26 protein-coding genes are annotated in these 25070 nt (G+C 57.5%); 12 read left to right on the top strand and 14 right to left on the bottom strand.

Going from position 1 to position 25070, the window contains the following annotated elements:
* The first annotated feature begins 19 nt into the window (after nt 1-19).
* The gene (mutS, locus tag AC2FF8_RS12180; protein ID WP_496879917.1) at nt 20-2635 is read left to right on the top strand and encodes a DNA mismatch repair protein MutS; all 2616 of its coding nucleotides are present in this window, start codon (nt 20-22) and stop codon (nt 2633-2635) included.
* Between the two features lie 59 nt (nt 2636-2694).
* Here mutS and AC2FF8_RS12175 read toward each other — a convergent pair whose 3' ends face one another.
* Both AC2FF8_RS12175 and hrcA read right to left on the bottom strand, forming a co-directional pair.
* The gene (locus tag AC2FF8_RS12175; protein ID WP_496879812.1) at nt 2695-3258 is read right to left on the bottom strand and encodes a nucleotide exchange factor GrpE; all 564 of its coding nucleotides are present in this window, start codon (nt 3256-3258) and stop codon (nt 2695-2697) included.
* Nucleotides 3259-3268: 10 nt separating this feature from the next.
* Nucleotides 3269-4333: a heat-inducible transcriptional repressor HrcA gene (gene hrcA / locus AC2FF8_RS12170; protein ID WP_496879811.1), complete on the bottom strand. Its 1065-nt coding sequence runs from the start codon at nt 4331-4333 to the stop codon at nt 3269-3271.
* Nucleotides 4334-4445: 112 nt separating this feature from the next.
* Here hrcA and rph point away from each other — a divergent pair, with 112 nt between their 5' ends.
* From rph to AC2FF8_RS12150, 4 genes are read left to right on the top strand one after another with little or no spacing between them, the layout of a single operon-like run.
* Complete coding sequence (gene rph, locus AC2FF8_RS12165; protein WP_496879810.1) at nt 4446-5159, top strand: ribonuclease PH; 714 nt, start codon at nt 4446-4448, stop codon at nt 5157-5159.
* The gene (gene rdgB, locus AC2FF8_RS12160; protein WP_257599691.1) at nt 5156-5770 is read left to right on the top strand and encodes an RdgB/HAM1 family non-canonical purine NTP pyrophosphatase; all 615 of its coding nucleotides are present in this window, start codon (nt 5156-5158) and stop codon (nt 5768-5770) included. Before rph ends, rdgB begins: the two co-directional genes overlap by 4 nt.
* On the top strand, nt 5760-6914 hold the full coding sequence (gene hemW / locus AC2FF8_RS12155) for a radical SAM family heme chaperone HemW (protein ID WP_496879809.1): 1155 nt from the start codon (nt 5760-5762) through the stop codon (nt 6912-6914). The genes rdgB and hemW overlap by 11 nt, the downstream gene beginning before the upstream one ends.
* Nucleotides 6915-6916: 2 nt before the next feature.
* Complete coding sequence (locus tag AC2FF8_RS12150) at nt 6917-7270, top strand: YbaN family protein (RefSeq protein WP_170345838.1); 354 nt, start codon at nt 6917-6919, stop codon at nt 7268-7270.
* Here the strand turns inward: AC2FF8_RS12150 and AC2FF8_RS12145 are convergent.
* From AC2FF8_RS12145 to AC2FF8_RS12115, 7 genes are all read right to left on the bottom strand, one after another.
* Nucleotides 7260-8156 carry a ParB/RepB/Spo0J family partition protein gene (locus AC2FF8_RS12145; RefSeq protein WP_425079462.1) on the bottom strand — a complete coding sequence of 299 codons (897 nt, stop codon included), beginning with the start codon at nt 8154-8156 and terminating at the stop codon, nt 7260-7262. The two genes, AC2FF8_RS12150 and AC2FF8_RS12145, sit on opposite strands and share 11 nt — an antisense overlap.
* Nucleotides 8157-8176: 20 nt before the next feature.
* The gene (locus AC2FF8_RS12140) at nt 8177-8980 is read right to left on the bottom strand and encodes a ParA family protein (protein ID WP_306977794.1); all 804 of its coding nucleotides are present in this window, start codon (nt 8978-8980) and stop codon (nt 8177-8179) included.
* Nucleotides 8973-9590 carry a 16S rRNA (guanine(527)-N(7))-methyltransferase RsmG gene (gene rsmG / locus AC2FF8_RS12135; protein WP_496879916.1) on the bottom strand — a complete coding sequence of 206 codons (618 nt, stop codon included), beginning with the start codon at nt 9588-9590 and terminating at the stop codon, nt 8973-8975. The genes AC2FF8_RS12140 and rsmG overlap by 8 nt, the downstream gene beginning before the upstream one ends.
* Entirely contained in the window at nt 9590-11458 is a 1869-nt protein-coding gene (mnmG, locus tag AC2FF8_RS12130; RefSeq protein ID WP_496879808.1) for a tRNA uridine-5-carboxymethylaminomethyl(34) synthesis enzyme MnmG, read from the bottom strand. Before mnmG ends, rsmG begins: the two co-directional genes overlap by 1 nt.
* A 12-nt stretch (nt 11459-11470) precedes the next feature.
* The gene (gene mnmE / locus AC2FF8_RS12125; RefSeq protein WP_496879807.1) at nt 11471-12757 is read right to left on the bottom strand and encodes a tRNA uridine-5-carboxymethylaminomethyl(34) synthesis GTPase MnmE; all 1287 of its coding nucleotides are present in this window, start codon (nt 12755-12757) and stop codon (nt 11471-11473) included.
* Between the two features lie 31 nt (nt 12758-12788).
* The gene (gene rho, locus AC2FF8_RS12120; protein ID WP_170345848.1) at nt 12789-14060 is read right to left on the bottom strand and encodes a transcription termination factor Rho; all 1272 of its coding nucleotides are present in this window, start codon (nt 14058-14060) and stop codon (nt 12789-12791) included.
* Nucleotides 14061-14182: 122 nt separating this feature from the next.
* Nucleotides 14183-14632 (bottom strand): CopD family protein, encoded by a 450-nt coding sequence (locus tag AC2FF8_RS12115; RefSeq protein ID WP_170345850.1) that lies wholly within the window; start codon nt 14630-14632, stop codon nt 14183-14185.
* A gap of 404 nt (nt 14633-15036) precedes the next feature.
* Between AC2FF8_RS12115 and AC2FF8_RS12110 the strand changes: the two genes are divergently transcribed.
* Genes AC2FF8_RS12110 through dnaQ form a run of 4 tightly spaced genes read left to right on the top strand, consistent with a single transcriptional unit; the run spans nt 15037 to nt 17771 of the window.
* Nucleotides 15037-15636, top strand: coding sequence for a Maf family protein (locus AC2FF8_RS12110; protein WP_496879806.1), 600 nt, complete (start codon nt 15037-15039; stop codon nt 15634-15636).
* Entirely contained in the window at nt 15633-16466 is an 834-nt protein-coding gene (locus tag AC2FF8_RS12105; RefSeq protein WP_170345853.1) for a shikimate dehydrogenase, read from the top strand. Before AC2FF8_RS12110 ends, AC2FF8_RS12105 begins: the two co-directional genes overlap by 4 nt.
* The gene (coaE, locus tag AC2FF8_RS12100; protein ID WP_496879805.1) at nt 16463-17056 is read left to right on the top strand and encodes a dephospho-CoA kinase; all 594 of its coding nucleotides are present in this window, start codon (nt 16463-16465) and stop codon (nt 17054-17056) included. Before AC2FF8_RS12105 ends, coaE begins: the two co-directional genes overlap by 4 nt.
* Nucleotides 17049-17771 carry a DNA polymerase III subunit epsilon gene (gene dnaQ / locus AC2FF8_RS12095; protein ID WP_170345857.1) on the top strand — a complete coding sequence of 241 codons (723 nt, stop codon included), beginning with the start codon at nt 17049-17051 and terminating at the stop codon, nt 17769-17771. The genes coaE and dnaQ overlap by 8 nt, the downstream gene beginning before the upstream one ends.
* 24 nt (nt 17772-17795) lie before the next feature.
* On the opposite strand, the gene secB is transcribed toward dnaQ, so the two are convergent.
* Nucleotides 17796-18296, bottom strand: a complete 501-nt coding sequence (secB, locus tag AC2FF8_RS12090; RefSeq protein WP_171230153.1) for a protein-export chaperone SecB — start codon at nt 18294-18296, stop codon at nt 17796-17798.
* Nucleotides 18297-18350: 54 nt separating this feature from the next.
* Complete coding sequence (locus tag AC2FF8_RS12085; RefSeq protein WP_496879804.1) at nt 18351-18851, bottom strand: FxsA family protein; 501 nt, start codon at nt 18849-18851, stop codon at nt 18351-18353.
* Between the two features lie 108 nt (nt 18852-18959).
* Here AC2FF8_RS12085 and AC2FF8_RS12080 point away from each other — a divergent pair, with 108 nt between their 5' ends.
* Genes AC2FF8_RS12080 through AC2FF8_RS12070 form a run of 3 tightly spaced genes read left to right on the top strand, consistent with a single transcriptional unit; the run spans nt 18960 to nt 21243 of the window.
* Complete coding sequence (locus AC2FF8_RS12080) at nt 18960-19619, top strand: Tim44/TimA family putative adaptor protein (RefSeq protein ID WP_170345861.1); 660 nt, start codon at nt 18960-18962, stop codon at nt 19617-19619.
* On the top strand, nt 19616-20656 hold the full coding sequence (gene mltA, locus AC2FF8_RS12075) for a murein transglycosylase A (protein ID WP_170345863.1): 1041 nt from the start codon (nt 19616-19618) through the stop codon (nt 20654-20656). The genes AC2FF8_RS12080 and mltA overlap by 4 nt, the downstream gene beginning before the upstream one ends.
* Complete coding sequence (locus tag AC2FF8_RS12070; RefSeq protein ID WP_171635352.1) at nt 20656-21243, top strand: Smr/MutS family protein; 588 nt, start codon at nt 20656-20658, stop codon at nt 21241-21243. Before mltA ends, AC2FF8_RS12070 begins: the two co-directional genes overlap by 1 nt.
* Here AC2FF8_RS12070 and AC2FF8_RS12065 read toward each other — a convergent pair.
* The 3 genes from AC2FF8_RS12065 to hslU form a co-directional block, all read right to left on the bottom strand.
* Nucleotides 21240-22460 carry an MFS transporter gene (locus tag AC2FF8_RS12065; protein ID WP_496879803.1) on the bottom strand — a complete coding sequence of 407 codons (1221 nt, stop codon included), beginning with the start codon at nt 22458-22460 and terminating at the stop codon, nt 21240-21242. The genes AC2FF8_RS12070 and AC2FF8_RS12065 overlap by 4 nt on opposite strands.
* Nucleotides 22457-23578, bottom strand: coding sequence for an alpha/beta hydrolase (locus tag AC2FF8_RS12060; protein WP_496879915.1), 1122 nt, complete (start codon nt 23576-23578; stop codon nt 22457-22459). Before AC2FF8_RS12060 ends, AC2FF8_RS12065 begins: the two co-directional genes overlap by 4 nt.
* Before the next feature lie 77 nt (nt 23579-23655).
* Nucleotides 23656-24963: an ATP-dependent protease ATPase subunit HslU gene (gene hslU / locus AC2FF8_RS12055; protein ID WP_496879802.1), complete on the bottom strand. Its 1308-nt coding sequence runs from the start codon at nt 24961-24963 to the stop codon at nt 23656-23658.
* Between the last annotated feature and the right edge of the window lie 107 nt (nt 24964-25070).

Genomic DNA, 25070 nt, shown 5'->3' with positions numbered 1-25070 from the left:
CTTGTCCAATGTCACGCCGATGATGGCGCAATACCTGGAAATCAAAGAGGCCCACGCGGATGCCCTGCTGTTTTACCGCATGGGCGATTTCTATGAGATGTTTTTTGAAGACGCCGTCAACGCCTCCGAGGCGCTGGACATCGCCCTGACAAAACGTGGCAAGCACAATGGCGAAGACATTCCGATGTGCGGAGTGCCGGTGCATTCCGCCGAGGGCTACCTGCTGACGCTGATCCGCAAGGGCTTTCGCGTGGCTGTCTGCGAGCAGATGGAAAGCCCGGCCGAGGCCAAGAAAAGAGGCTCTAAATCAGTCGTAAAGCGTGATGTCGTGCGCCTTGTCACCCCCGGCACCCTGACCGAAGACGCGCTGTTGGAGGCCCGCCGCCACAACTTTCTGGCCGCCTATGCCGAAGTCCGGGATGAGGCCGCGCTGGCCTGGGCCGACATTTCGACCGGGGCGTTCCACGTGATGCCGCTGACCTCGGTCCGGCTCAGCCCCGAGCTGGCCCGACTGGCGCCGTCGGAACTGATCGTGGCTGATGGCATGCAAGACAAACTGAACGAGCCGGTCCGTGACTTGGGTATTTCCATCACCCCTGTCGGGCGGGCCAGTTTTGACAGCACGGCGGCTGAAAAACGCATCTGCGGGTTGTTTCACGTGGGTGCGCTGGATGCTTTCGGAAGCTTTGGACGCGCCGAAGTGTCCGCGATGGGCGCGCTGATCGACTATCTGGAGATCACACAGAAGGGTAAACTGCCCCTGTTGCAAACGCCACTGAAGGAATCCGAAGACCGCGCTGTACAGATCGACGCTGCAACGCGCCGCAATCTGGAGCTGACCCGGTCCCTGGCTGGCGGGCGTGCCGGTTCACTGCTTTCGGTAGTCGATCGAACCGTGACCCCGGGCGGTGCGCGTTTGCTTGAGCAACGCCTGTCCAGCCCCTCACGCAATCTGGATGTCATTCACGCCCGACTGGACGCAGTGAGCTTTGCGGCCGAATACAGTCTTGTCGCGTCAGACCTGCGTGAAGCATTGCGGAAAACGCCGGATCTGGACCGCGCCCTGTCTCGCCTGTCGCTGGACCGAGGCGGCCCGCGCGATCTGGCCGCCATCCGCAACGGTCTGGCGCAGGCGCAGGCAATTGCCGAGATCTGCGAAGGTCAGGACCTGCCGGTGCTGCTGGCGACTGCGGTGCAGAACCTCGTGGGCTTTGACGATCTGCTCGACCTGCTGGATCAGGCGCTGGTCGCCGACCCGCCGCTGCTGGCGCGCGATGGCGGCTTCATCGCGCCGGGTTTCGACGCCGAACTGGACGAGGCCCGCACCCTGCGCGACGAAGGCCGCTCGGTCATTGCCGGGTTTCAGCAGAAATATGCGGAACATACCGGCATCGCTTCGTTGAAGATCAAGCACAACAACGTTTTGGGCTATTTCATCGAAACCACGGCCACCCACGCCGAGAAGATGCTGAACCCGCCCTTTTCCGAGACCTATATCCACCGTCAGACCACCGCCAACCAGGTGCGCTTCACCACGGTTGAACTCAGCGAGATCGAAACCCGCATCCTGAATGCCGGCAACCTGGCATTGGAGATCGAAAAGCGGCTCTATCAAAGGCTTTCTGATGAGATTTTGAACCTCGCTGCGCGACTTAATCAAGCCGCCCGAGGGTTGGCCGAACTGGATATGACCACCGCGCTGGCAGATCTGGCCCGCGGTGAAAACTGGTGCAGACCACAGGTAGACGCGTCCCGGGCGTTCAGCGTTCAGGGCGGTCGGCATCCGGTGGTAGAGCACGCGCTGCGCCAGCAAAGCGGCGATGCCTTCATCGCCAATGACTGCGACCTCGGCGCCGAGGACGGCGCCGCCATCTGGCTGCTGACCGGCCCGAACATGGCGGGTAAATCAACCTTCCTTCGCCAGAATGCGTTGATCGCCCTGTTGGCCCAGATGGGCAGCTACGTCCCGGCCGAGCAGGCTCATATCGGCGTGGTCAGCCAGCTGTTCAGCCGCGTGGGCGCCTCTGACGACCTTGCGCGCGGCCGATCGACCTTCATGGTCGAGATGGTGGAAACCGCGGCCATCCTAAACCAGGCCGATGACCGGGCGCTGGTGATCCTCGATGAGATCGGTCGTGGCACCGCCACCTATGACGGGTTGTCCATCGCCTGGGCCACGCTGGAGCATCTTCACGCCGCCAACCGCTGCCGCGCCCTGTTCGCCACCCATTACCACGAGCTGACCGCGCTGGCCGGCAAGCTGGAGGGCGTCGAAAACGCCACCGTCGCGGTCAAGGAATGGGACGGCGAGGTGATCTTCCTGCACGAGGTCCACAAGGGCGCCGCCGACCGCTCCTATGGCGTGCAGGTCGCGCAATTGGCCGGGCTGCCCGCATCCGTGGTCGAGCGCGCGCGTGTGGTACTGAACCAGCTGGAGAAGACCGAGCGCGAGGGCGGCAAACAAAAGGCGTTGATCGATGATCTGCCGCTGTTTTCCGCCGCACCACCCCCGCCGCCGCCGGTCCCGAAAGCATCGCCCGTCACCGATATGCTGGACCAGATCCTACCGGACGAGCTGACCCCGCGCGAAGCCTTGGATCTGATCTACAAACTGAAAGAGGCGGCCAGATCCTGACCGCCCCTTCATCTTTTCCCAAATACTCTCGCCGAAGGCACGCGCCCAAGGGGCGCGTATCAGCTTGCCGGGGTTGACGACACGCCCACCTGTGCCGGACGCAGCAGGCGATCGTGCAACATAAAACCTTCGGCGGACACCTGAATGATGTCTCCTGCCTTGGTTCCGGGAACAGGCGCCTCGAACATGGCCTCGTGCACGTTCGGATCAAACCGGTCGCCCACTTCGGGCGTGATCACTTCGATACCATGCTTGTGGAACACGTCCTTCAATGCACGCATGGTCAGTTCGACGCCTTCCAGCAGACCAGCAGCCACTTCTTTCTGCTCATCCGTCGCAGCATCAAGGGCCCGTTTCATGTTGTCATAGACGGGCAGCATATCGCGGGCCAGCTTGGACCCGCCATACTGTTCCGCATCGCGGCGCGCCTTTTCACTCCGCTTGCGCATGTTTTCAGCATCCGCCAGCGCGCGCATGAACTTGTCTTTATAGTCATCCCGTTCGGCCCGCAGCGCGTCCAGTTCCAGTTCTTCTTCGCTGATATCCATCAGCTCGTCGGCCAGTTCCTCGGCCTCAGCGGTTGCGATATCGTCCAGAAAATCTTCGTTCTTCGGCTCTGCCATCTTTTACCCTCTAGCTCCGGTCGGATATCAGCTTGCCGACCAGTTGCGCCGTATAGTCCACGATCGGTACGATCCGCCCATAATTCAGACGGGTGGGTCCGATAACCCCAACCGCACCGATTATCTTTCGATCAGCGTTCATATAAGGAGACACCACCAAAGAGGAACCCGAAAGTGAGAAAAGTTTGTTCTCAGACCCGATAAAAATGCGCACACCCTCGCCTTCTTCGGTCAATTCAAGGAATTCGGCGATGTCTCGCTTGCGTTCAAGGTCATCGAACAGGGTGCGGATGCGGTCAAGTTCCTCGGCCTGACCGGGTTCGTTCAAAAGATTCGCGCGCCCGCGCACGATCAATCGGGCCGAGTCGCTTCCATCTCCGTCCCAAACGGCCATTCCGCTTTCGACCATCTCACGCGCCAGGGTGTCGATTTCCTGCATACGCGCATCGATCTGAGTCTGCATCTGCCGCCGCACTTCGCTGAGTGTCCGCCCCTCGATAAGTGCGTTCAGGAAATTCGCGGCCTCGCGCATTGAACTGGGCGTTTGCCCGGGCGGCGGCGTGAACAGCCGGTTTTCCACATGTCCGTCCGAGAAAACCAAAACCACCAAAGCCCGGTCATGGCCCAGAGAAACAAATTCGATATGCTTGATTTCCGATTCATGCTTGGGCGTCAAAACCAGCGAGGCCCCTTGTGTCACGTTTGACAAGGCAGACCCGACACGGTCCAGCATTCCACCAACATCACCCGTGTTAGAGCCTAATGTCTGTTCCAGTTTCTGCCGGTCATCTGCACCCAGGTCGCCGACCTCAAGCAATCCGTCCACAAACATTCTCAGACCTTGCTGCGTCGGGATTCGACCGGCGCTGACATGGGGGCTGTCCAGAAGGCCCAGAAACTCCAGATCCTGCATCACATTGCGGACAGTTGCGGCGCTGACTTTTTCGGACAACGTACGTGTCAAAGTACGGCTGCCGACGGGCTCTCCGCTTTCCAGATAGCTCTCGACAATCAGCCGGAACACTTCTCGTGACCGGTCGTTCATCTCGTCCAGTATCTTGCTCGCTTCGCTCATCCGTGTTCCCTTGCTCGCTTGTCATTAAATAGCAGGCAAATGAAAGGTCAATCGGGGTTGCATCGTAACGCTGCGGGGCGTTATCCCCAACCCAGCAAACAAAGGAATTCCGATGCGACCCTCTGGAAGAGATTTAAGTGAAATGCGCGCCGTTTCAATCGAGACGGGAGTCACGAAACATGCCGAAGGTTCCTGCCTGATCAAAATGGGCGACACGCATGTTTTGTGCACCGCCACGATCGAAGATCGCGTGCCGCCGTTTATCAAGGGCTCGGGCCTGGGATGGGTCACAGCCGAATACGGCATGTTGCCTCGTGCCACCAATACGCGGATGCGGCGCGAGGCGGCCGCGGGCAAACAGGGGGGCCGTACGGTCGAAATCCAGCGCCTGATCGGCCGCGCCCTGCGCGCCGGCGTTGATCGGGTTGCTCTGGGTGAGCGTCAGATCACCGTGGACTGTGATGTGATCCAGGCCGATGGCGGCACCCGCTGCGCCTCGATCACCGGCGGCTGGGTCGCGCTGCGGCTGGCGGTGAACAAGTTGGTGAAGGCCGGCGATGTGATCTCGGACCCGCTGGTTGATCCGGTCGCGGCCGTGTCCTGTGGTATTTATGCAGGTCAGCCGGTGCTGGACCTTGATTACCCCGAAGACAGCGAAGCGGGCGTAGATGGCAACTTCATCATGACCGGATCCGGCAAACTGATCGAAGTACAGATGAGCGCCGAAGGCTCGGTCTTCAGCCGCGCCCAAATGGATCAACTGATGGATCTGGCGGAAAAAGGCGTGTCGGAACTGGCGGCCGCGCAAAAGGCCGCCACCGCATGACCCGCAAGTTCGACGGCGACAGATTGCTGGTCGCCACCCACAACAAAGGCAAGCTCGAGGAGATGGCGCATCTGCTCGAGCCCTTCGGCGTGACAGTCGTCGGTGCCGGCGAACTGAACCTGCCAGAACCCGAAGAGACCGAGGACACCTTTGTCGGCAATGCGCGGATCAAGGCCCATGCGGCCGCCAAAGCCACCGGCCTGCCCGCTTTGTCGGACGATTCCGGGATCACGATCGATGCGCTGAACGGCGCACCGGGTGTTTACACCGCCGATTGGGCAGAAACCGGCAACGGCCGTGATTTTCTGATGGCCATGACCCGCGCCCATGATGAGCTCGAAGCAAAAAACGCGCCGCATCCGCGCACGGCTCAATTCCGCTGCACACTGGTTCTGGCCTGGCCCGACGGGCACGACGAAGTGTTCGAAGGCGTCGCGCCCGGTCATCTGGTCTGGCCGATTCGTGGCAAGGACGGGTTCGGCTATGACCCGATGTTTGTCCCCGAAGGATATGACATTACCTTTGCCGAAATGGATCGCTGGGAAAAGAACAAGATCAGCCATCGCGGTCGCGCGGTGGAAATGTTCGTGAAAGGCTGCTTTGGCGGATGATTGGCGCAACGGGGGCTTTGGCCTGTACGTGCATTGGCCCTTTTGCGAGGCCAAGTGCCCCTATTGCGACTTCAACAGCCATGTTTCCAAAAATATTGATCAAAAACAATGGCTTGACTCCTATCTATCCGAGCTTCACCGATCTGCTGCCGAAACGCCCGACCGGGTTCTGAACACGATCTTCTTTGGCGGCGGCACCCCGTCATTGATGGCGCCCGAGACCGTGGCCGCCGTGATCGACACCGCCCGCGCCCTGTGGCGGCCCGCCAATGACATGGAAGTCACCCTCGAGGCCAATCCCGGTTCGGTCGAGGCCGGACGGTTCGCCGCCTATCGCGATGCGGGCGTGAACCGGGTTTCGATGGGCATTCAGGCGATGAATGACGAAGATCTCAGGCGACTGGGCCGCATCCACACCGTGGCAGAAGCACGCGCCGCCTTTGACATCGCCCGCACCTGTTTCAACCGGGTCAGCTTTGACCTGATCTATGCGCGCCAACACCAGACGCTGGACGCCTGGCAAAAGGAACTGACCGAAGCGCTGTCGATGGCCATAGATCACCTGTCGCTCTATCAATTGACGATCGAAGACGGGACGGCCTTTGGGGATCGGTATGCCCTAGGTAAGTTACGCGGCCTGCCCGAAGATGACAGTGCCGCCGACATGTATCTGGTCACTCAGGAAATATGCGAAGCACATGGCTTGCCGGCCTATGAAGTTTCGAACCATGCACGCCCGGGCGCAGAGTCGCAGCACAACCTGATTTACTGGCGGTACGGCGATTATGTCGGCATCGGCCCCGGCGCCCATGGGAGGATTACCCTGAATGGTCAGAAATACGCGACCGAAACGCATCTGAACCCCCGGCGTTGGCTTGATGCCGCCAATCAAGGCAATGGTGAAAAGAACCGCAGCGCGTTGCCACTTGAAGATCAGGCAAATGAATACCTTATGATGGGTATGAGAATTGCTGAGGGGCTAGATATAGATAGGTGGCAAGCCCTCTCTGGCCGCCCTCTTCCCTCTGAAGCCATAGATCACCTGACCGACATCAACATGGTTCAGCACAGCAACGGGCGTCTCATCGCCACATCAGACGGGCGCGCCGTATTGAACGCAGTCATCCGGGAGCTGTTGGACTGAGCATGCAGTATCTTTGGGCCGGACTGGGATTGCTTTGTGTTGCCATGGCGGCTGTTGGGGTTGTCCTGCCCCTTCTTCCAACGGTGCCTTTTCTTCTGCTTGCCGCGTTTTTCTTCGCCCGCTCATCCTCGCGGCTGCACAATTGGCTTGTGACCCATAACCTTTTTGGGCCATTGATTCTTGATTGGCAAAGTTCCGGTGCCATTCGACCGGTCGCAAAAAGGGCGGCAACCGTCTCGATCGCCGCCGTTTTCGGACTCTCTGTTTTGCTGTCAGCACCGCCTTTTGTGTTGATCATTCAGGCGGTTGTGCTGGGCGGCGTCATGATCTTTATCTGGTCACGGCCTAACGGCTGAGCTTGGCGCACAAGTCGTCCAACTGATCCAGGTTTTCGTAGGTCAGAACAACTTGCCCTGTTTCCGTTCCGGCCTTGTGATTGATCGACACTTTCATCGCCAGGATCGCAGACAGGTCTTTTTCCAACGCACGTGTGTCTGCATCCTTTCCAGCATCCAGATTTCTGGCGCGAGGTGCAGAGCGCTCGGCACTGCCTTGTTGCTGTTTTTTGACCAAAGCCTCGGTCGCGCGCACCGACAAGCCATCCTTGACGATCTGTTTCGCAAGTTCCGACGGATTTTCCGCCGTAATCAGTGCCCTGGCGTGGCCTGCGGATAATTTTCCTTCAATAACAAGGGTTTGCACATCCAACGGCAAGGACAGAAGCCGCAAAAGATTTGCGATATGGCTTCGGCTTTTACCCAGGGCCTCGGCGAGCTTTTCCTGTGTGTGACCAAACCGGTCCATCAACTGCTTGTAACCGGCGGCCTCTTCCACCGCGTTCAGATCCGCGCGTTGGATGTTTTCGATAATCGCAACTTCCAACACTTCCGTATCATCGAAATCACGTACAATCACCGGGATATCATGCAGCTGCGCCATCTGCGCCGCGCGCCAACGGCGTTCCCCCGCGACGATTTCGTATTCGTCGGAACCCGTCGCGCGAACGATCAACGGCTGAATGATGCCTTTTTCCTTAACCGACGCTGCCAGCTCGTCCAACTGCTCGGGCATGAATGTCCGGCGCGGCTGGTTGGGGTTGGCTTTCAGTTTTTCAATCGGGACTTTCAGATCAGGTCTGCGTGCATCCGTTGGAATCCGACCTTCCGATTCAGGATTCACATCCGCCATTAGGGCAGACAACCCCCGCCCCAAACCTCTGGACTTTGCTTTCTTGGCGCTCATGTCGCCCTCCTCGTTCCCGCTCAGGCAGCGGTCTTATTGTTCTTGTGCATGATCTCGCGAGCAAGATGCCGATAGGCCATGGCCCCAAGCGAGCCCGAGTCATATTGCAAAACAGGCAGCGCATATGACGGCGCTTCGCTGACCCGCACATTTCTGGGTATCTTGGTTTTAAAAACCATCTCACCCAGATTGTCACGCGCGTCCTTTTCAACCTGGCGGGACAAGTTGTTGCGGTTGTCATACATGGTCAACACAACACCTTCGATTCTCAGATCTGGATTCGCCGTTTGACGAACCTCTCGAATCGTCAGCATCAATTGCGACAGGCCTTCAAGGGCAAAGAATTCGCTCTGCAACGGCACAAGCACCGAATGCGAAGCGACCATTGCATTCACGGTCAGCAAATTTAAGGACGGCGGGCAGTCGATAAGCACGAAATCCAGTTCAAACGCGTCTATGGCTGTCTGCCGCAAAGCATCATGCAAAAGATAGCTGCGTTTTTCGTTTGAGATCAGTTCGATATCGGCGGAACTCAGATCAACGGTGGCCGGGACAACGAAAAGACCTTCAATTTCAGTCTCCTGAACAACGGCCTCCAGTGGCGCGTCGTCGAGGATCAGATCATAAGTTGTCCAGTCTCGATCTTCGACACCCAAACCGGTTGACGCGTTCCCCTGTGGATCGAGATCAACCACCAGAACTCTGCAACCGGCCTCTGCCAACCCAGCAGCAAGATTGATAGCTGTGGTTGTTTTCCCGACCCCACCCTTCTGATTGGCAACAGCAATTATCCGAGGCCCTGAAGGTCGAGACAAATCAACCACGTGATACTCCATTTATCTTAAGGATAACGGCTTGAGGTTCAGTTAAACTTGTAATCGCCTCAGCCTGGAAATTCCATTCCTCACGTGCGTCTTCCAGCTCTTTTTTCCAATTTGCACCTTTGGGCAACAACGCTGTCCCGTCGGTGCGTAAATGCCTGTCACAAAAGGACAACAAGGTGCGCAAGTCAGCCAGTGCTCGGGCGGAAACTATGCTAGCAGCCAAAGGATCAACCATTTCAATCCTTTTTGAAATCACCGTGCATTTTATGCCGCATTCCCGCGCAACGCTGCGTAAGAAAGCCGATTTCCGCTGGTCGCTCTCGATCATGTTGAATGCGGCGCCTGGGTTTTCCTCCGCAGCGATGATGGCGCAGACCATACCGGGGAATCCGCCGCCACTTCCCAGGTCCGCCCAGGTGTCAAAACTGTCAGCGCACCGATAGACTTGCACGGAATCCAGAATATGCCGGTCCCAGATATTCTCCAAGCTGTTCCGCGACACGAGGTTGATCTTAGGATTCCAACGTTTCACCAGATCAACATAGGTTACAAGGCGCTCGAATGTTTCACGTGAAACATTCAGGTCCTCAAACTTCGAATAATCAACCATCATGCTTGGCGAGCTCTTTGATCCCGGCGCAGTTTTGCCAGAACAAGCGTCAGCGCTGCGGGCGTGACCCCCTCAACACGGCTTGCCTGAGCGATATTTGCGGGTTTGGCTTGCGACAGTTTCTGTTTCATCTCCGAAGACAGACCGTCCAAAGCAAAATAGTCGAACTCATGGGGGATGACATAGGATTCATCCCGTTTCATTGCTTCGACGTCACGCTTTTGTCTCGCAATGTAATTGGCATACAAGGCGTCCCGCTCGATCTGGAGGCGGATTTTTGGATCAACGTCTTGTAAATCAGGAACAAGGGGCAACAAATCTTCAAACGAAGTATCAGGGAATGCCAGAATTGCCATCCCATCCCTACGGTTTCCATCCTGATTAACGTTTATACCAGCGGCAAGAACTTCCTTGGGCGTATAAGTCCGTTCCGTCAGCTTTGACTTCACACTCTCAAGTTGGTGCATTTTTTCTTCGAACTGAACTTTACGCTCCTGTCCGACGCACCCCAATTCCAAACCAAGCGGTGTCAGCCGTTGGTCGGCATTGTCGGCGCGCAGGGATAGCCGGAATTCCGCGCGTGACGTGAACATGCGGTAAGGTTCGGCAACTCCTCGAGTTGTCAAATCATCGATCATCACGCCAATATAACTGTCGGATCGCGTAAAATGGATGGGCTCCCGCCCTTGGGTCTCCAACGCCGCATTGAGGCCGGCCACCATGCCCTGAGCCGCGGCTTCCTCATATCCTGTGGTTCCATTTATCTGACCCGCTAGATATAGTCCGGGAACAGCTGGCAAGGACAAAGAAGCGCTCAGGACGCGCGGATCAACATAGTCGTATTCGATCGCATATCCCGGTTGCAGAATCTCTGCATTCTCCAGACCCTTAATCGATCGCACATAGTCCAGCTGAACGTCTTGCGGCAATGACGTCGATATACCGTTCGGATAGATCGTGTGATCATTGACCCCTTCGGGCTCGAGAAAGATTTGATGCGATTCCTTGTCTGCGAAGCGTACGATCTTGTCTTCGATCGAGGGGCAATAACGCGGGCCTACCCCATCGATGTGACCACCATACATGGCAGATTTCGAAAGATTCGCCGCAATGATCTCATGTGTTCGCGCATTTGTATGCGTAATTCCGCAAGAAATCTGGGGCGCGACAACGGTTTTCGACATGAAAGAAAACAGGGTTGGCTCATCGTCGCCGTCCTGCCTTTCAAGATCGGACCAATCAATGCTTCGTCCATCCAGACGCGGCGGTGTGCCGGTTTTCAATCGCCCCATGGGAAGATCGTATCCATCCAACCGCTCGGCCAGCTTGATGGAAGGCCGATCCCCCATTCTCCCACCTGGGCGAGACACGTCACCGATATGGATGACGCCCCTTAGAAACGTACCAGACGTCAGGATAACGGCGCGCGCTGAAATTTCTGATCCATCGGAAAGAACAACACCTGCAACCTTTTTGCCGTTCATCAGGAAATCGACAACCTCTCCGACAACGACGGACAGGTTATCCTGTTTCTCCGTTACCTGTTGCATGGCATGACGATAAAGGGCGCGATCCGCCTGCGCTCTCGGCCCCTGAACGGCGGGCCCTTTTCGACGGTTCAACAAACGAAACTGAATGCCCGCCTGATCCGCCACGCGCCCCATGACACCATCCAAAGCGTCAATCTCACGCACAAGATGGCCCTTCCCCAAACCGCCAATCGCCGGATTGCAGGACATGACGCCAATGTCGGTTGCAGACAGCGTTACCAGCGCAGTTATCGCGCCCATTCTGGCTGATGCATGAGCAGCCTCGGTTCCGGCGTGACCTGCGCCGATGACGATGACATCAAACTTCGAATGTTTCACGTGAAACACTCCTCATTTTCCCAAACAGAAGCTGGAGAAGATTTCATCCAACAGAGTTTCCACGTCTATTCTGCCCACCAGGGATTCAAGGGCACGAATGGCGGTTCTCAGCTCCTCTGCCGCAATATCATACAGGTCTGGGCCTGATTCCAGAACCGAGATTGCAGATGTGAGTGAGTCCAATGCTCTGGTGATTGCAATGCGGTGACGTTCCCGAGTTGCAATACCATGGGTAGTAGTTCGCTGACGCAGCACACACGATATCTGGTCTACTAGCGCATCTATTCCCTGACCTGTTTTCCCTGACACACCCTTCCCCTCGATCCCCCGAAGGTCTGCTTTGGGCAAAACATGTATATCATCTTCCCGCATTTCCACCCCCAGGTCCTTCGGTGTTTCAGACAGGAAAACGCGAAGATCGGCGGCCTCCGCTCTGCTGCGCGCAAGCTCGATGCCCAGGTTTTCGACATGATCTTCGGTCTGTCGCAACCCCGCAGTATCCAGCAAGGTCACCGGTAGACCAGCCAGATCCATGCGAACTTCGATCACATCACGCGTGGTCCCGGCATATTCCGAAGTGATGGCCGCCTCACGGCCTGCCAAGGCATTCAAAAGGGTGGATTTTCCCGCATTTGGAAGGCCGACGATCGCAACCTCGAACCCTGTACGAATTCGCTCGGCAATCTTGACGCCATCTGCTTCACGATGAAGGTCCGACATGACGCCTTGGATCAGCGCGCGTACTTCCGGCGTCACATCGGTTGGAACTTCTTCATCAGCAAAGTCGATGACAGCCTCCAACAGGGACGCAGCCCGTATCAGATCCCGACGCCACCGTTCAGCCAATGTGCCCAGCTCGCCCGCCAGAATGGTCTGAGCCTGCTTACGTTGTGCTTCCGTTTCTGCATCAATTAGATCGGCCAGGCCTTCAACCTGAGTCAGGTCCATCTTGCCGTTTTCCAGTGCCCGGCGTGTGAACTCACCCGGTTCAGCGATGCGCAATCCTTCCGTATCCGACAGGCAACGCAGCACGGCGTTGACCGAGGCGGTGCTTCCATGAATCTGAAGCTCGGCCACGTCCTCACCGGTAAAACTGGCCGGGGCCTGGAAGGTCAAGATCAATCCGTCGTCCAAACGTGCTCCGCCATGATCGGTCAGAGTGCGAAGGACCATGCCACGCTTTGGCAGCGCACCACCCGTCAGGCGCGCCGCTGCTGAATGGGAGTCCGGACCCGAGAGACGGATGACCGCCACCCCGGCTTTGCCCTGCGCGCTGGCCAAGGCGAATATCGTATCCATTCGAAGGCCTCGCTAGAGTTAAAGACCAGTATCAGGTGTTCATGGAATCGAAGAATTCGCTGTTTGTCTTTGTCTGCTTCAACTTGGACAGCAAGAACTCGATTGCGTCGGTCGTGCCCATCGGGTTGAGGATACGCCGCAGAACGAAGGTCTTGGCCAGGTCGCCCTTGTCGACCAGCAGGTCCTCTTTCCGGGTGCCGGATTTGAGGATGTCGATGGCCGGGAACACACGCTTGTCTGCGATCTTGCGATCCAGAACGATTTCCGAGTTACCCGTACCTTTGAATTCTTCGAAGATGACTTCGTCCATCCGGCTGCCGGTATCAATCAGTGCGGTTGCGATGATGGTCAGCGATCCGCCTTCCTCAATGTTCCGCGCCGCACCAAAGAACCGCTTGGGCCGTTGCAGGGCGTTTGCGTCCACACCACCGGTCAGAACCTTGCCCGAGGATGGGACCACGGTGTTAAAGGCTCTACCAAGTCTTGTGATCGAGTCGAGAAGAATAACAACATCTCGTTTATGCTCAACCAGACGCTTGGCTTTTTCGATCACCATTTCCGACACGGCAACGTGACGCGACGCCGGTTCATCAAAGGTCGAAGACACCACCTCGCCCTTCACCGAACGCTGCATGTCCGTCACCTCTTCGGGGCGTTCGTCGATCAGCAGCACGATCAGGTAGCATTCCGGGTGGTTGCGTTCGATCGAATGCGCGATGTTTTGCAGGATCACCGTCTTACCGGTTCGCGGCGGCGCCACGATCAACGACCGCTGGCCCTTGCCGATCGGCGCGACCAGGTCGATCACGCGGGCGGACTTGTCCTTGATGGTCGGATCCTCGATCTCCATCTTCAGCCGCTCATCCGGGTAGAGCGGCGTCAGGTTGTCGAACAGGATCTTGTGCTTGGCCTTTTCCGGATCTTCGAAGTTGATCTTGGTCACCTTCGTCAGCGCGAAATAGCGCTCATTCTCATCCGGAGCCTTGATCTCGCCTTCGACGGTATCCCCTGTCCGCAACGAGTGCTGGCGGATCATCTCGGGTGAGACATAGATGTCATCCGGGCCGGGCAGATAGTTCGCCTCGGGCGAGCGCAGGAAACCGAAACCGTCCTGAAGCACTTCAAGCACGCCATCGCCACCGACGGTCCAGCCCTCATCCGCGCGTTCACGCAGAATCTGGAACATCATCTCGCCCTTACGCATGGTCGAGGCGTTTTCGATCTCCAGTTCTTCGGCCATCGCCAGAAGGTCTTTGGGGCTTTTGGCTTTCAGATCAGCAAGATTCAGGGATTCGGTTGTCATGATATATACCTTCACCGCTCACAGCGCGGCACGAAGTGGAATTTCAGTATGGAAGATACGCCGCCCGGACGGGCGTGTTGATCCCTACATAAGCGCAGTGCGGTTCGGAGTCAAACAGGCCCTCAGAACTTCAGAACGACCGCCAGAACGATGGCAACCATCAAAACGGTCGGGACCTCGTTCATCATGCGAAACTGCCGCCCAGTGAGCTTGTTTCGCCCTTCCAGGAAATCCTTGCGTCGCGCCATCAACCAGTGATGAAACCATGTCATGCCGATCACGGCGGCGCCCTTGACCCAGGGCCAGCTCCATTCCCACCCCACGATGCCCGGCGTAAACACCATGATCAAACCACAGACCCACGCTACGATCATCGCCGGGCCCATGATCACACGCAGCAGCTTTTCTTCCATTTCAAAGAAAATTTCCTGTGCGCCATCGACGGCCTGAGCTTTTTCAACGTGATAGACAAACAACCTGGGCAGATAGAACAGGCCTGCCATCCAGGAAATCACCGCCATGATATGAAGTGACTTCACCCACGGATACAGTGTGAAAAGAAGATCGGTCATTTCGGCTCCGGGCGTTGTTCGGAACCCTCCCTAATAAAAAAATAAGAAAAGAAAAAGGATGATGGTTTTGTAGGGTGAGCAAAATCCGTGGATTACTTTTTTACACAAGCGTTTTCCCCAGGTGGACAGATCACGGAATTCTTCTGGTGATTCTGTTGGTGGATATTTTAAACATTTAAAATCAATGGTTTATTCTCATTCTTCCTTGTTTCACTTGGGGATAACTGGTAGGAGAATTCGGGATATCGAGGTTTTCCAGAGAAACTGACTTATCCTTGTCCGGACGGGATGGGATTTGAGCGACTCGGGGATCTCTGGCGCGAAATCCACGGGGTTGCGTGTCAACCGGAAACCCATACAAAGCATCCCTGAACTCTCAATGATTTGCGCACGGGGTTTTCCACATGTCTGTCCCCATTCTTCTTGCTTCCGGGTCCGCCATTCGCGCGCAGCTGCTTGAAAATGCAGGCGTACCGTTCATGGTTCAAACCGCGCGCGTGGATGAAGAGACGGCCAAACGCGCCCTGCTGGCTGAAAACGCATCTCCACGGGACATTGCCGATACACTCGCAGAAATGAAGGCACGGAAGGTCAGCGACAAAAACCCCGGATCCATGGTTCTGGGATGTGATCAGGTACTGGACTTTGACGGTCAGCTGATGTCGAAGCCGGAAACCCCCGAACAGGCGTTGGCCCAGCTGAAAGCCATGCGAGGCAAACGGCACATGCTTTTGTCCGCGGCCGTGATCTATCAGAATGGAGAGCCGATCTGGCGGCATGTAGGGCAGGTGCGGTTGCGGATGCGGGCCAGTTCCGACGCCTATCTGAAAGACTATGTGGCGCGAAACTGGGACAGTATCCGGCATGCTGTCGGAGCCTACAAGCTGGAGGAAGAAGGTGTCCGCCTGTTCGCCACCATTGACGGCGACTATTTTAACGTTTTGGGTATGCCCCTGTTGGAGCTGCTCAACTTTCTGGCTGTCAAAGGGGTAATCGATCAATGACGGACTATCGGGTTCCTTTGGCCGGTGTGATTGGACATCCCATTGGTCACTCACGATCCCCCAAACTGCATGGTCATTGGCTGAAGACATACGGTCTTGCCGGTCATTACATCCCGATGGATGTGGCACCCGCCGATCTGGAAGTCGTGCTGCGCACCCTGCCCAAGGCGGGTTTTGTCGGCGCCAATGTGACCGTTCCCCACAAGGAAGCCGCCTTGAAGATCGCGGATCATGCGTCTGACCGTGCGACGGTGATAGGTGCTGCGAACACTCTGGTCTTTCGTGAAGATGGCTCGATCCACGCGGATAACACTGACGGGTACGGGTTCATGGAGAACCTTCGCACTGGTGCACCGGACTGGAATGCAAAGGACGGGCCGGCTGTTGTATTCGGGGCCGGAGGGGCCGCGCGCGCCGTGTTGCAGGCATTGTCAGACGCGGGTGTCCCGGAAATCCTGCTGACCAACCGAACCCGCGCCCGTGCGGATCATCTGAAAGAGGAATTCGGCCAACGTATCCGCGTGGTGGATTGGGTTCAGGCCGGAAATGTCATCGAAAACGCAGAGCTCGTGGTGAACACCACCTCGTTGGGCATGCAGGGTCAACCGGAATTGCGGGTTCCACTCGATGGGCTGCAGCCCGGTGCCGTGGTAACGGATCTGGTTTATGCACCTTTGAAAACCCGCCTGTTGCAAACCGCAGAACAGGCTGGATGCACCGCAGTCGATGGGCTGGGCATGTTGTTGCACCAGGCGGTACCCGGTTTCGAACGCTGGTTCGGTGTGCGCCCCGAAGTTGATGCTGATGCGCGTGCGGCGGCCTTGGCATGAGTTTCGCGCTTGGCCTGACCGGTTCCATCGGCATGGGGAAAAGCACAACGGCGCAGATGTTCGTCGAAGAAGGCTGTGCCCTGTGGGATGCGGATGCGGCGGTGCATCGCCTGTATTCCAGGGGGGGCGCGGCCGTTGGCCCCATGGAACGACTGTTTCCGGCGGCCATACAGGACAGTGCGGTCAACCGGGAGGCACTGAAACAGATTATTGCCGCCGATCCCGCTGCGCTGAAGGCCATCGAAGCCATCGTTCACCCTCTGGTCGCTGCTGACCGCGCAGCATTTCGTGAAACCGCGACACACGACATCCTGGTGTTCGACATTCCGCTTTTGTTTGAAACGGGCGGTGACGCGGCGATGGACGCGGTGGCGTGTGTTTCGATCCCGGCCGACGAGCAAAAGCGGCGTGTCATGGAACGGGGCACAATGACCGAGGCGCAGTTTGAGCAAATCCGCGCCAAGCAGATGCCGAATGAAGAAAAATGCGCGCGGTCGGATTACGTCATCGTGACCGACACTCTGGACCACGCCCGCGCGCAGGTGCAGGATGTGGTCAGGCAGATACGGGCGGGGATGGCAGATGCGTGAAATTGTACTCGACACCGAAACCACGGGTTTCGATCCCGAAAGCGGCGATCGGATCGTGGAAATCGGCGCGGTTGAACTGTGGAACCACGTCGCAACGGGTGAGACGTATCACGTCTACATCAACCCTGAACGTTCGATGCCGGAAGAGGCATTTGGCGTGCATGGCATCGGCCCGGACCTGTTGGAAAACCCACGTCCGCCGGAAAAAGGTGAAGTGACGCTGAAAGACAAACCGGTTTTCGCCAAGATCGGACACGCTTTTCGCGAATTCGTCGGCGATGCGCGGCTGGTGATCCACAATGCATCTTTCGACATGAAGTTCCTGAATGCCGAACTGAAATGGATGGGTGCCCCGCTCATCCCGATGGAACAGGCGCTGGATACGCTGGCGATTGCGCGCAAACGGTTCCCCGGCTCTCCGGCTTCACTGGATGCGCTTTGCCGTCGCTTCAATATCGACAACTCGAACCGTGTTCTGCACGGCGCGTTGCTCGACTCTGAAATTCTGGCCGAGGTTTATCTTGAGCTGATCGGAGGACGACAGCCCGATTTTGGACTGTCAACATCTGCATCATCCGTGGCAGGCGGCGGCGATGATTGGCGACCGGCACCACGAGCCACGCCGCTGCCGTCTCGTATTACCGAGGATGAACGCGCGGCACATGACGCGTTCATCGAAAAACTGGGCGACAATGCCCTGTGGACCCGCCCCTGAACCCGTCAGGTACGGGCCAAAACCTCAGGCGTCTGTCTTCTGGGACTGTTCGGCCTGACGACGCATCAATTCGTTGCGATACAGGGCGACGAAATCGATATTGTCCAGATTCACCGGTGGGAAACCGCCGTCACGGGTGATGTCGCTGACGATGCGGCGCAGGAACGGGAACAGCATCCGCGGGCATTCGATCATCAGGAACGGGTGCAACTGGTCTTCCGGCACACCTTCCACGTGGAACAGGCCGCAATAGTCCAGCTCACACAGGAACAGAACGTCTTCCAAACCTTTGGCTTTGGATGTCAGGTTCAGCTTGATCGACACTTCGAACTGGTGGTCTGTCGGGCGTTTCTTGGCGTCCAGATTCACCTGAACCGCGATTTCGGGCTGTACGTCACCGGAAACACCCTTCTGGGCCATCACGTTTTCAAAGGACATGTCGCGGATGAACTGCCCCAGAACACGCATCTGAACTTGCGGGGCGGCTTTGGCCGCAGTGTTTTCTGCAGCTTTTTCTTCGGCCATGGATCTACTCCAAAAATGAAATTCGCCACTGCTTATCAAGTTGGGCGCGGCACCTCAATGCCGGTGGGGGCCTTCCACCCATTTAGACGGCTTTGACGGATCATTTTTCGGGCGGACCTCGGTAAAGTCGCCGTTTATGATGTCACCCTGATCGAACGGATTTTCCCGTGACCGAAAACCGGGGCCCTGACCCATCTGAAACTGGGTAACGGTGACTTTCGATCTGAGGTACCTGAAAACCGCAACCCGTACGCCCGGAACAAGCAACGCAAATCCAATGGCGTCAGTGAAAAATCCCGGTGTAAGCAACAAAGCACCCGACAACAGGATCATCGCACCATGCGCCAGCGGCTCGGTCGGGTCGTCCAGTTCGGCAAACGACCGTTGCAGGTTTCCCAACGCCATGCGACCTTGTGTCCGCACCAAAACAGTGCCCAAAACCGCCGTCAGTACTACGATGGCAAGGGTTGGCCACAAGCCGATCAACCCGCCAACCTGAATAAACAGCGCAATCTCGATGATGGGCACCAACAAAAATGCCAAGAACAGATACATTTGCGTTATCCTTTCCCTTAGGCCGGGCTGTGGACTTGCCACCTACGGTCACCTACATAGTGGCATGAGGCCGCGTATACAAAGCCGCGGTTCTGAAAAGAGGATGAAATGAACGAACCCATGATCCAGTTGCTGGTCCTGGCCGGAATTGCCGTTTTCCTGATCCTGCGCCTCAAGAGCGTGTTGGGCACGCGTGAAGGTTTTGAAAAACCGCCTGTGCAGCAGCAGCCCGAAGCGCATAAGTCGCGCCGCGATTTCGAAGTGATCGAAGGCGGCCCGGATCATGACATCACAGACCATGTCCCGGAAGACAGCGAGCTGGCACAAACGCTGGCGGCGATGAAACGGGTTGAACCCAGTTTTTCCGTCACCGAGTTTGTTCAGGGTGCGCGCGGTGCCTATGAAATGATCCTGATGGGGTATGAAAAGGGAAACCTGGACGAGATCCAACCGTTCCTGTCGGAAGAAGTTTTTGAATCCTTCGTTGCGGGCGTCGCCGCACGAGAAGACCAGGGCCTGACGATCGAGGCCGAGTTTATCGGTGTCCGAGAGACGACCCTGACGGATGTGAAGTTCGACAAGGATACCAATCAGGCCGAAATCACCATGAAATTCGTGGGTGAACTGACATCGGTCGTGCGGGATCGCGGTGGCGATATCGTCGAAGGCAGCCCCAATACCGTGAAACGCCAAAAGGACAGCTGGACCTTTGCCCGTGTGATGGGCAAGGACGATCCGAACTGGCTGCTTGTTGCCACGGACGCATGATTGCCACGCTCCGGTCGCTTTTACTGGTGGGTGCAATGACCGCTGCCAGCGCTGCCGGAGCCGAGGCAACGCGATCCATTCTGTCGTTCGATGATCTGCATGGCTGGGCCGAGGATGACCACGGTGCAGCCCTTTCTGTTTTTCTGAACACCTGCGGTGATCTGAAAGATCCCGATTGGCGGGCCCTGTGCGGTGTGGCAAGAACCTATGATGCCGAAGCGGCACGGTCGTTCTTTGAGCTCTTTTTTCGCCCTGTTCTGGTCGAGGATGGTGAGGATGCCCTGTTCACGGGGTATTTCGAACCCGAACTTGATGGTGCGCGTACCCGGACGGATCGTTTCAGGTACCCCATCTACAAAATGCCGCCCGAGGCCCGCGCTGAGGGGGCCTGGCTGAGCCGGCGAGAAATCCTGACCAGTGATGTCATGCAGGGCCGAGGGCTTGAGATTGCCTGGGTCGATGACCCCGTAGAGTTGTTTTTCTTGCAAATCCAGGGTTCGGGTCGTGTTCGATTGCCGGATGGGGGGGCTTTGCGCGTCGGGTATGGTGGTGCGAACGGGCATCCCTACAGGTCAATTGGCGTGGAACTGGTGCGGCGCGGTATTCTTGGCGCGCATGAGGTCAGCGCGCAGATGATCCGCGCCTGGGTGCGCAAGAACCCCGAGGCCGGTGCGGAATTGCTGCTCCACAACCCCTCATACGTGTTTTTCCGCGAAGTTTCGCGTGTCGCGCCCGAGCTTGGACCGCTGGGTGCCATGAACCGATCCATAACGACCATGCGCAGCATCGCGGTCGATCCGGCCTATACCCCGCTGGGTGCGCCGGTTTGGGTGGAAAAGGACGGCAAGGAATCGATCCGCCGCCTGATGATCGCGCAGGATACAGGTGCGGCCATCAAAGGCGCGCAACGGGCTGATATCTTTTTCGGAACGGGGGACGAAGCCGGTCAGGCCGCGGGCAAGCTGAAGGATCCGGGCCGGATGGTGCTGTTGCTGCCCATCCAGCGTGCCTATGCCCTGCTGCCGGATGAATTCTGATGACCCGGCGCAAACTGACAAACGAAGAGATCGAGCTGTGGCGCAAGGTCGCCAAACAGGCCGAGAGGCTGCACCCGGAAATCCCGCAGACGGTCCATCCGACCTCTTTGCCGAAACCCAAGCCCAAGAAAACCCCGAAACCGCGTTTTCAGGCATTCGAACTTGGACAGACCTTTCAGTCGAATCCGAAACCGAATGATCTGAAACCTTCGGTGACGGATGCGCTGCGCAATGCACCGGTTCAGATGGACAACAAGGCCTTTGGCCGGATGAAGCGCGGCAAGCTGAAACCCGAAGGCAAGCTGGATCTGCACGGTATGCGGGTCGCTTCGGCCCATCCGGCGCTGATCCGATTTATCCTGAGCGCGCAGGCACAGGGAAAGCGTCTGGTTTTGGTCGTGACCGGCAAAGGCAAGGATCGGGACGAGCCCGGTCCGATTCCGACGCCGCGCGGTGTTCTGCGAAATCAGGTTCCTCACTGGTTGTCGATTCCACCGCTGGCCCAGGCGGTGTTGCAGGTCACGCCGGCTCATATAAGCCACGGCGGAGACGGGGCGTATTACGTATATCTCAGGCGCGCGCGCTAAAGGTCGCGGCGGGCGCGGGAAACACCGACCCAAACCAAGGCGCATACCAGCACGAAAAACAGGCCTATCCAGAAAAACTGAATGCTCAGCGAGAAACCAAGGTCAATCAGAACGCCGGTCAGACCGGGGCCGATGGCTGACCCCAGTACCATGACAGCCGCAGCCAACGACTTTATGGCGCCGATATGCCGGGTCCCATAGAATTCTGCCCAGAACGCGCTGGGCAAAGTGCTGTTTGCTCCGACCGTCAGGCCAAGAAACACCAACCCAACCGTCGCGCCGCTGATTGATTCAGTCATGCCCAGAACCACGAACCCAACCGCCATCGGAAGTTGATAGTATGGCATGATGCGCGCAGTGCCCCATTTGTCCAATGCCCAGCCCGCAGCAAACATCGACAGCAGCGATACTCCGGTAAAGATCGGGAACAGAGCGACCAGTTGAATATGCTGCCAGCCTTTGACCTCAGCGAAATAGACCTGATGGAAGAAAAACGCGGTAATGAATGCCGATGGCGCAAGCACGGCGGGCACCATGAACCAGAACAAGGGGTCAAACAGCGCGTCGCGACGGCTCCAATGGCGACCCTGCATCCCAATGGCAGAGGATTTGCTGGCAAGGCTTTGCGGTGTTCGTTCCTCGCGCAACAGTCGCATCAACACGGGAATTCCCAAGGCGGTCATCCCCGCCGCGACGACCCACAGCCAACGCCAGTCCATGTAAACCATGGCCGCAACAAAGATCAGGGGCAGCAAGGCCTCACCGATGGCATAGCCGATGGATGCAATGGAAAGCGCCTTGCCCCGCGTGACCGTGAACCACCGCGCCATGGCGACCGCGGCCAGATGCGTGCTCATCCCCTGACCGAGAAGGCGCAGCAGAAAAATCACCACCGGCAACAGTAGCAGCCAGGTATTCAGCGCCATGGCAAGGGCGGCCAGGGTCAACCCGGTCAGAACCACCGGACCCAGCACCCGGACGCGAAAGATGTCCGTTAGCCCTCCGGCCCAGATCATCACGATGGCCGACAGGGTTGTGCCCAATGTGTACAGCCCACCCCATGCACCGTGGCCGAGACCGAATTCCGCGCGGATCTCACCGGCAAAGATCGAGATGAAGAAGGTCTGCCCGAAGCTGGACAAAAACGTCAGAAGAACGCCGGCGCCAAGCCAGGTGGCATTGTCCAGAAGATACCGACGCAGCTTGAACTGCGTCACGGAGAGCTGACCCGTGCCTGCCCGGTTTCCGTCAGAACAATTTCAGTAGCACCATCTGGATTGCGTTCGGTAGGTGGCACCAGAATATCGATGGCCGGTCGGTCTTCCCGCCCGAAGGTATTGTTGACACGCCGCAACGAGTTGAGGATCGACAACAAAGCCGGGGAGGTCGCGGCAACGAAATGAGAGGACGCCGCGTCGCTGTTGAAAGCGGTCGTGTCGATCACACTGATCGGAAATTCCTTGAGTGAGTCGACCGAACTGATGTTCCCCAATCGCTGGCCCTCATCAGTGCCACGCAAGCGGCCCGAGATGTTCAGGATCTTGTCCTTTTGGGACACCATTACGATGAACGGATCGGGTGGGTTGTCGATACGTTTCATCTGCGAGCGAAACAGATCGAGATCCAGATCGGGTGAGATCAGCACGACCCCATCGATGTTTCGGTTGGCCCAGCCGGGTTCTTGCAGTTCGGTTTGTCGCATCATTTCCATCGCCAACGCACCGCCCATGGAATGCGCGACCAGAATAACGCGTTTGACACCCATGGCTTTCAACTCGCGGATGGTCTGTTCCAACCCGTCGCGGGCGAACAGCATACTGTCCAGATCATAGGCGTATCCATATCCCGTCGCACGGCTTGGCCACGAATACACCAGCGTTGATCCGGGGAGGCCGATGTCATGTGTCAGCTGCGCCGCGCGGAAGATCGTTTCGGTCTGGGTCGAATTGTAGCCGTGCACAAAGATCGTGACGTCATCCTGTCCTCGCAGATGCTTGTGCAGCCCCTGCGGTCCATCCAACTCGGTCACGTCTGCCAGAACGAATTCCTTCCGCGGATTCGGGTTTGCGTAGGAAAAACGGAGCGTACCCGGCGTATGCGTCGGTGGAATCGAAACAGTCGTTTCCAGAAACTTGAGCGTTTCACCGCGTCGGAATCCATAAGATCCGTCAGCCTCACGCGCGCGGGTCGTGCTTGCGAAGATGGTTTCGGGTGTGCCGACATTCATGGCACTTGGCACGACCTCGGACACCGTCCGGTCAACACAGGCGCCGAGCGAAAGAGATACAAGCAGAATGATGAAATAGCGCAGCACGGGCCAACCCTCTGGGTGAATTGTGGACACGCTATCCTATTCTTGCCTAACGTCCAGCATGGCAAGTCGAGAACAACGGCAAAAAACGGCTGGCCGTGTTACAGAACGTAACGGCTCAGATCAGAGGACTTGGTCAATTCTCCAAGATTGTCACTGACGAATTGCGCGTCAACGGTGATTTTCGTACCGGCCTTGTCCGGTGCAGCGAAGGACAGTTCTTCGAAAACCCGTTCCATGACCGTATAGAGCCGCCGCGCGCCGATGTTTTCGATGCTCTGATTCACGTCAGCCGCGATCTTCGCCAATGCCGCGATGCCGTCCTCGGTAAAGCTGACGGTCACGTCCTCGGTGCCCATCAACGCCGTGTATTGCAATGTCAGGGCATTGTCGGTTTCGGTCAGGATGCGCACGAAATCTTCTTCGGTCAGGGCGCGCAGTTCGACACGGATCGGCAGGCGCCCCTGCAATTCCGGCAACAGATGCGACGGTTTGGCGATGTGAAACGCACCCGAGGCGATGAACAGGATATGGTCCGTTTTGACCGGACCGTGCTTGGTGCTGACTGTGGTTCCCTCGATCAAGGGCAGAAGGTCGCGTTGCACCCCTTCCCGGCTGACATCGCCGCCGCGTGCGTCGGAACGGGCGCAGACCTTGTCGATCTCATCCAGAAATACGATGCCGTTCTGTTCGACGGATTCCAGCGCGGTGCGGGTGACGGTTTCGTCATCCAGCAGCTTGTCGGCTTCTTCCCCGATCAGCAAATCATAGCTTTCGGCGACGGTCAGGCGTTTCTTGACGGTGCGTCCGCCAAAGGCCTTGCCGAAAATGTCGCCCAGATTCATCATGCCCATCTGACCGCCCGGCTGCCCCGGAATGTCAAACATCGGCATCGGGTTCGAGGTGTCGGACAGTTCCAGCTCGATCACCGTGTCGTCCAATTCACCGGCTTTCAGCTTTTTGCGGAACATCTCGCGCGTGCCTTCGCGCGCATCCGCGCCAGCAATGGCTTCGATCACGCGGTCTTCGGCGGCCTGATGCGCCTTGGCCTTGACGTCTTCGCGCATGAACTCGCGGGTTTGCAGGATAGCCGCGTCTGCCAGATCGCGCACGATCTGTTCCACATCGCGACCGACATATCCAACCTCGGTGAACTTGGTGGCCTCGACCTTGATAAACGGCGCGCGGGCCAGTTTCGCCAGACGGCGGCTGATTTCGGTCTTGCCGACGCCGGTGGGTCCGATCATCAGGATGTTCTTGGGATAGACCTCTTCCCGGATGTCGTCCGGCAATTGCTTGCGGCGCCAGCGATTGCGCAGGGCCACGGCCACGGCACGCTTGGCATCCTTCTGCCCGATGATGAAGCGATCCAGTTCCGAGACAATCTCGCGCGGGGTCAGGTCGGTCAAAGGGCGGTCCTTTCGGTCGGCATTTGTGTCATGCGGCTTAGGTAATCACGGTACGGGCGAAAACAACCAAGCCTGTATTCATGGCCGTGTTGGTTAGCAATGCAGGC

This window comes from Ruegeria sp. YTSA144 (assembly GCF_059610125.1).
This window is presented reverse-complemented; position numbering and strand designations above follow the sequence as displayed.

Coding starts and splice junctions, on each gene's coding strand:
- AC2FF8_RS12145 (WP_425079462.1), bottom strand. CDS start 8,156: ATGAGCGCCAAGAAAGCAAAGTCCAGAGGTTTGGGGCGGGGGTTGTCT.
- hrcA (WP_496879811.1), bottom strand. CDS start 4,333: ATGAGCGAAGCGAGCAAGATACTGGACGAGATGAACGACCGGTCACGA.
- mltA (WP_170345863.1), top strand. CDS start 19,616: ATGATTGCCACGCTCCGGTCGCTTTTACTGGTGGGTGCAATGACCGCT.
- AC2FF8_RS12085 (WP_496879804.1), bottom strand. CDS start 18,851: ATGTATCTGTTCTTGGCATTTTTGTTGGTGCCCATCATCGAGATTGCG.
- rph (WP_496879810.1), top strand. CDS start 4,446: ATGCGACCCTCTGGAAGAGATTTAAGTGAAATGCGCGCCGTTTCAATC.
- rdgB (WP_257599691.1), top strand. CDS start 5,156: ATGACCCGCAAGTTCGACGGCGACAGATTGCTGGTCGCCACCCACAAC.
- rsmG (WP_496879916.1), bottom strand. CDS start 9,590: ATGGTTGATTATTCGAAGTTTGAGGACCTGAATGTTTCACGTGAAACA.
- AC2FF8_RS12175 (WP_496879812.1), bottom strand. CDS start 3,258: ATGGCAGAGCCGAAGAACGAAGATTTTCTGGACGATATCGCAACCGCT.
- secB (WP_171230153.1), bottom strand. CDS start 18,296: ATGGCCGAAGAAAAAGCTGCAGAAAACACTGCGGCCAAAGCCGCCCCG.
- dnaQ (WP_170345857.1), top strand. CDS start 17,049: ATGCGTGAAATTGTACTCGACACCGAAACCACGGGTTTCGATCCCGAA.
- AC2FF8_RS12070 (WP_171635352.1), top strand. CDS start 20,656: ATGACCCGGCGCAAACTGACAAACGAAGAGATCGAGCTGTGGCGCAAG.
- rho (WP_170345848.1), bottom strand. CDS start 14,060: ATGACAACCGAATCCCTGAATCTTGCTGATCTGAAAGCCAAAAGCCCC.
- AC2FF8_RS12150 (WP_170345838.1), top strand. CDS start 6,917: ATGCAGTATCTTTGGGCCGGACTGGGATTGCTTTGTGTTGCCATGGCG.
- AC2FF8_RS12105 (WP_170345853.1), top strand. CDS start 15,633: ATGACGGACTATCGGGTTCCTTTGGCCGGTGTGATTGGACATCCCATT.
- AC2FF8_RS12110 (WP_496879806.1), top strand. CDS start 15,037: ATGTCTGTCCCCATTCTTCTTGCTTCCGGGTCCGCCATTCGCGCGCAG.
- coaE (WP_496879805.1), top strand. CDS start 16,463: ATGAGTTTCGCGCTTGGCCTGACCGGTTCCATCGGCATGGGGAAAAGC.
- mutS (WP_496879917.1), top strand. CDS start 20: ATGATGGCGCAATACCTGGAAATCAAAGAGGCCCACGCGGATGCCCTG.
- AC2FF8_RS12115 (WP_170345850.1), bottom strand. CDS start 14,632: ATGACCGATCTTCTTTTCACACTGTATCCGTGGGTGAAGTCACTTCAT.
- mnmE (WP_496879807.1), bottom strand. CDS start 12,757: ATGGATACGATATTCGCCTTGGCCAGCGCGCAGGGCAAAGCCGGGGTG.
- AC2FF8_RS12080 (WP_170345861.1), top strand. CDS start 18,960: ATGAACGAACCCATGATCCAGTTGCTGGTCCTGGCCGGAATTGCCGTT.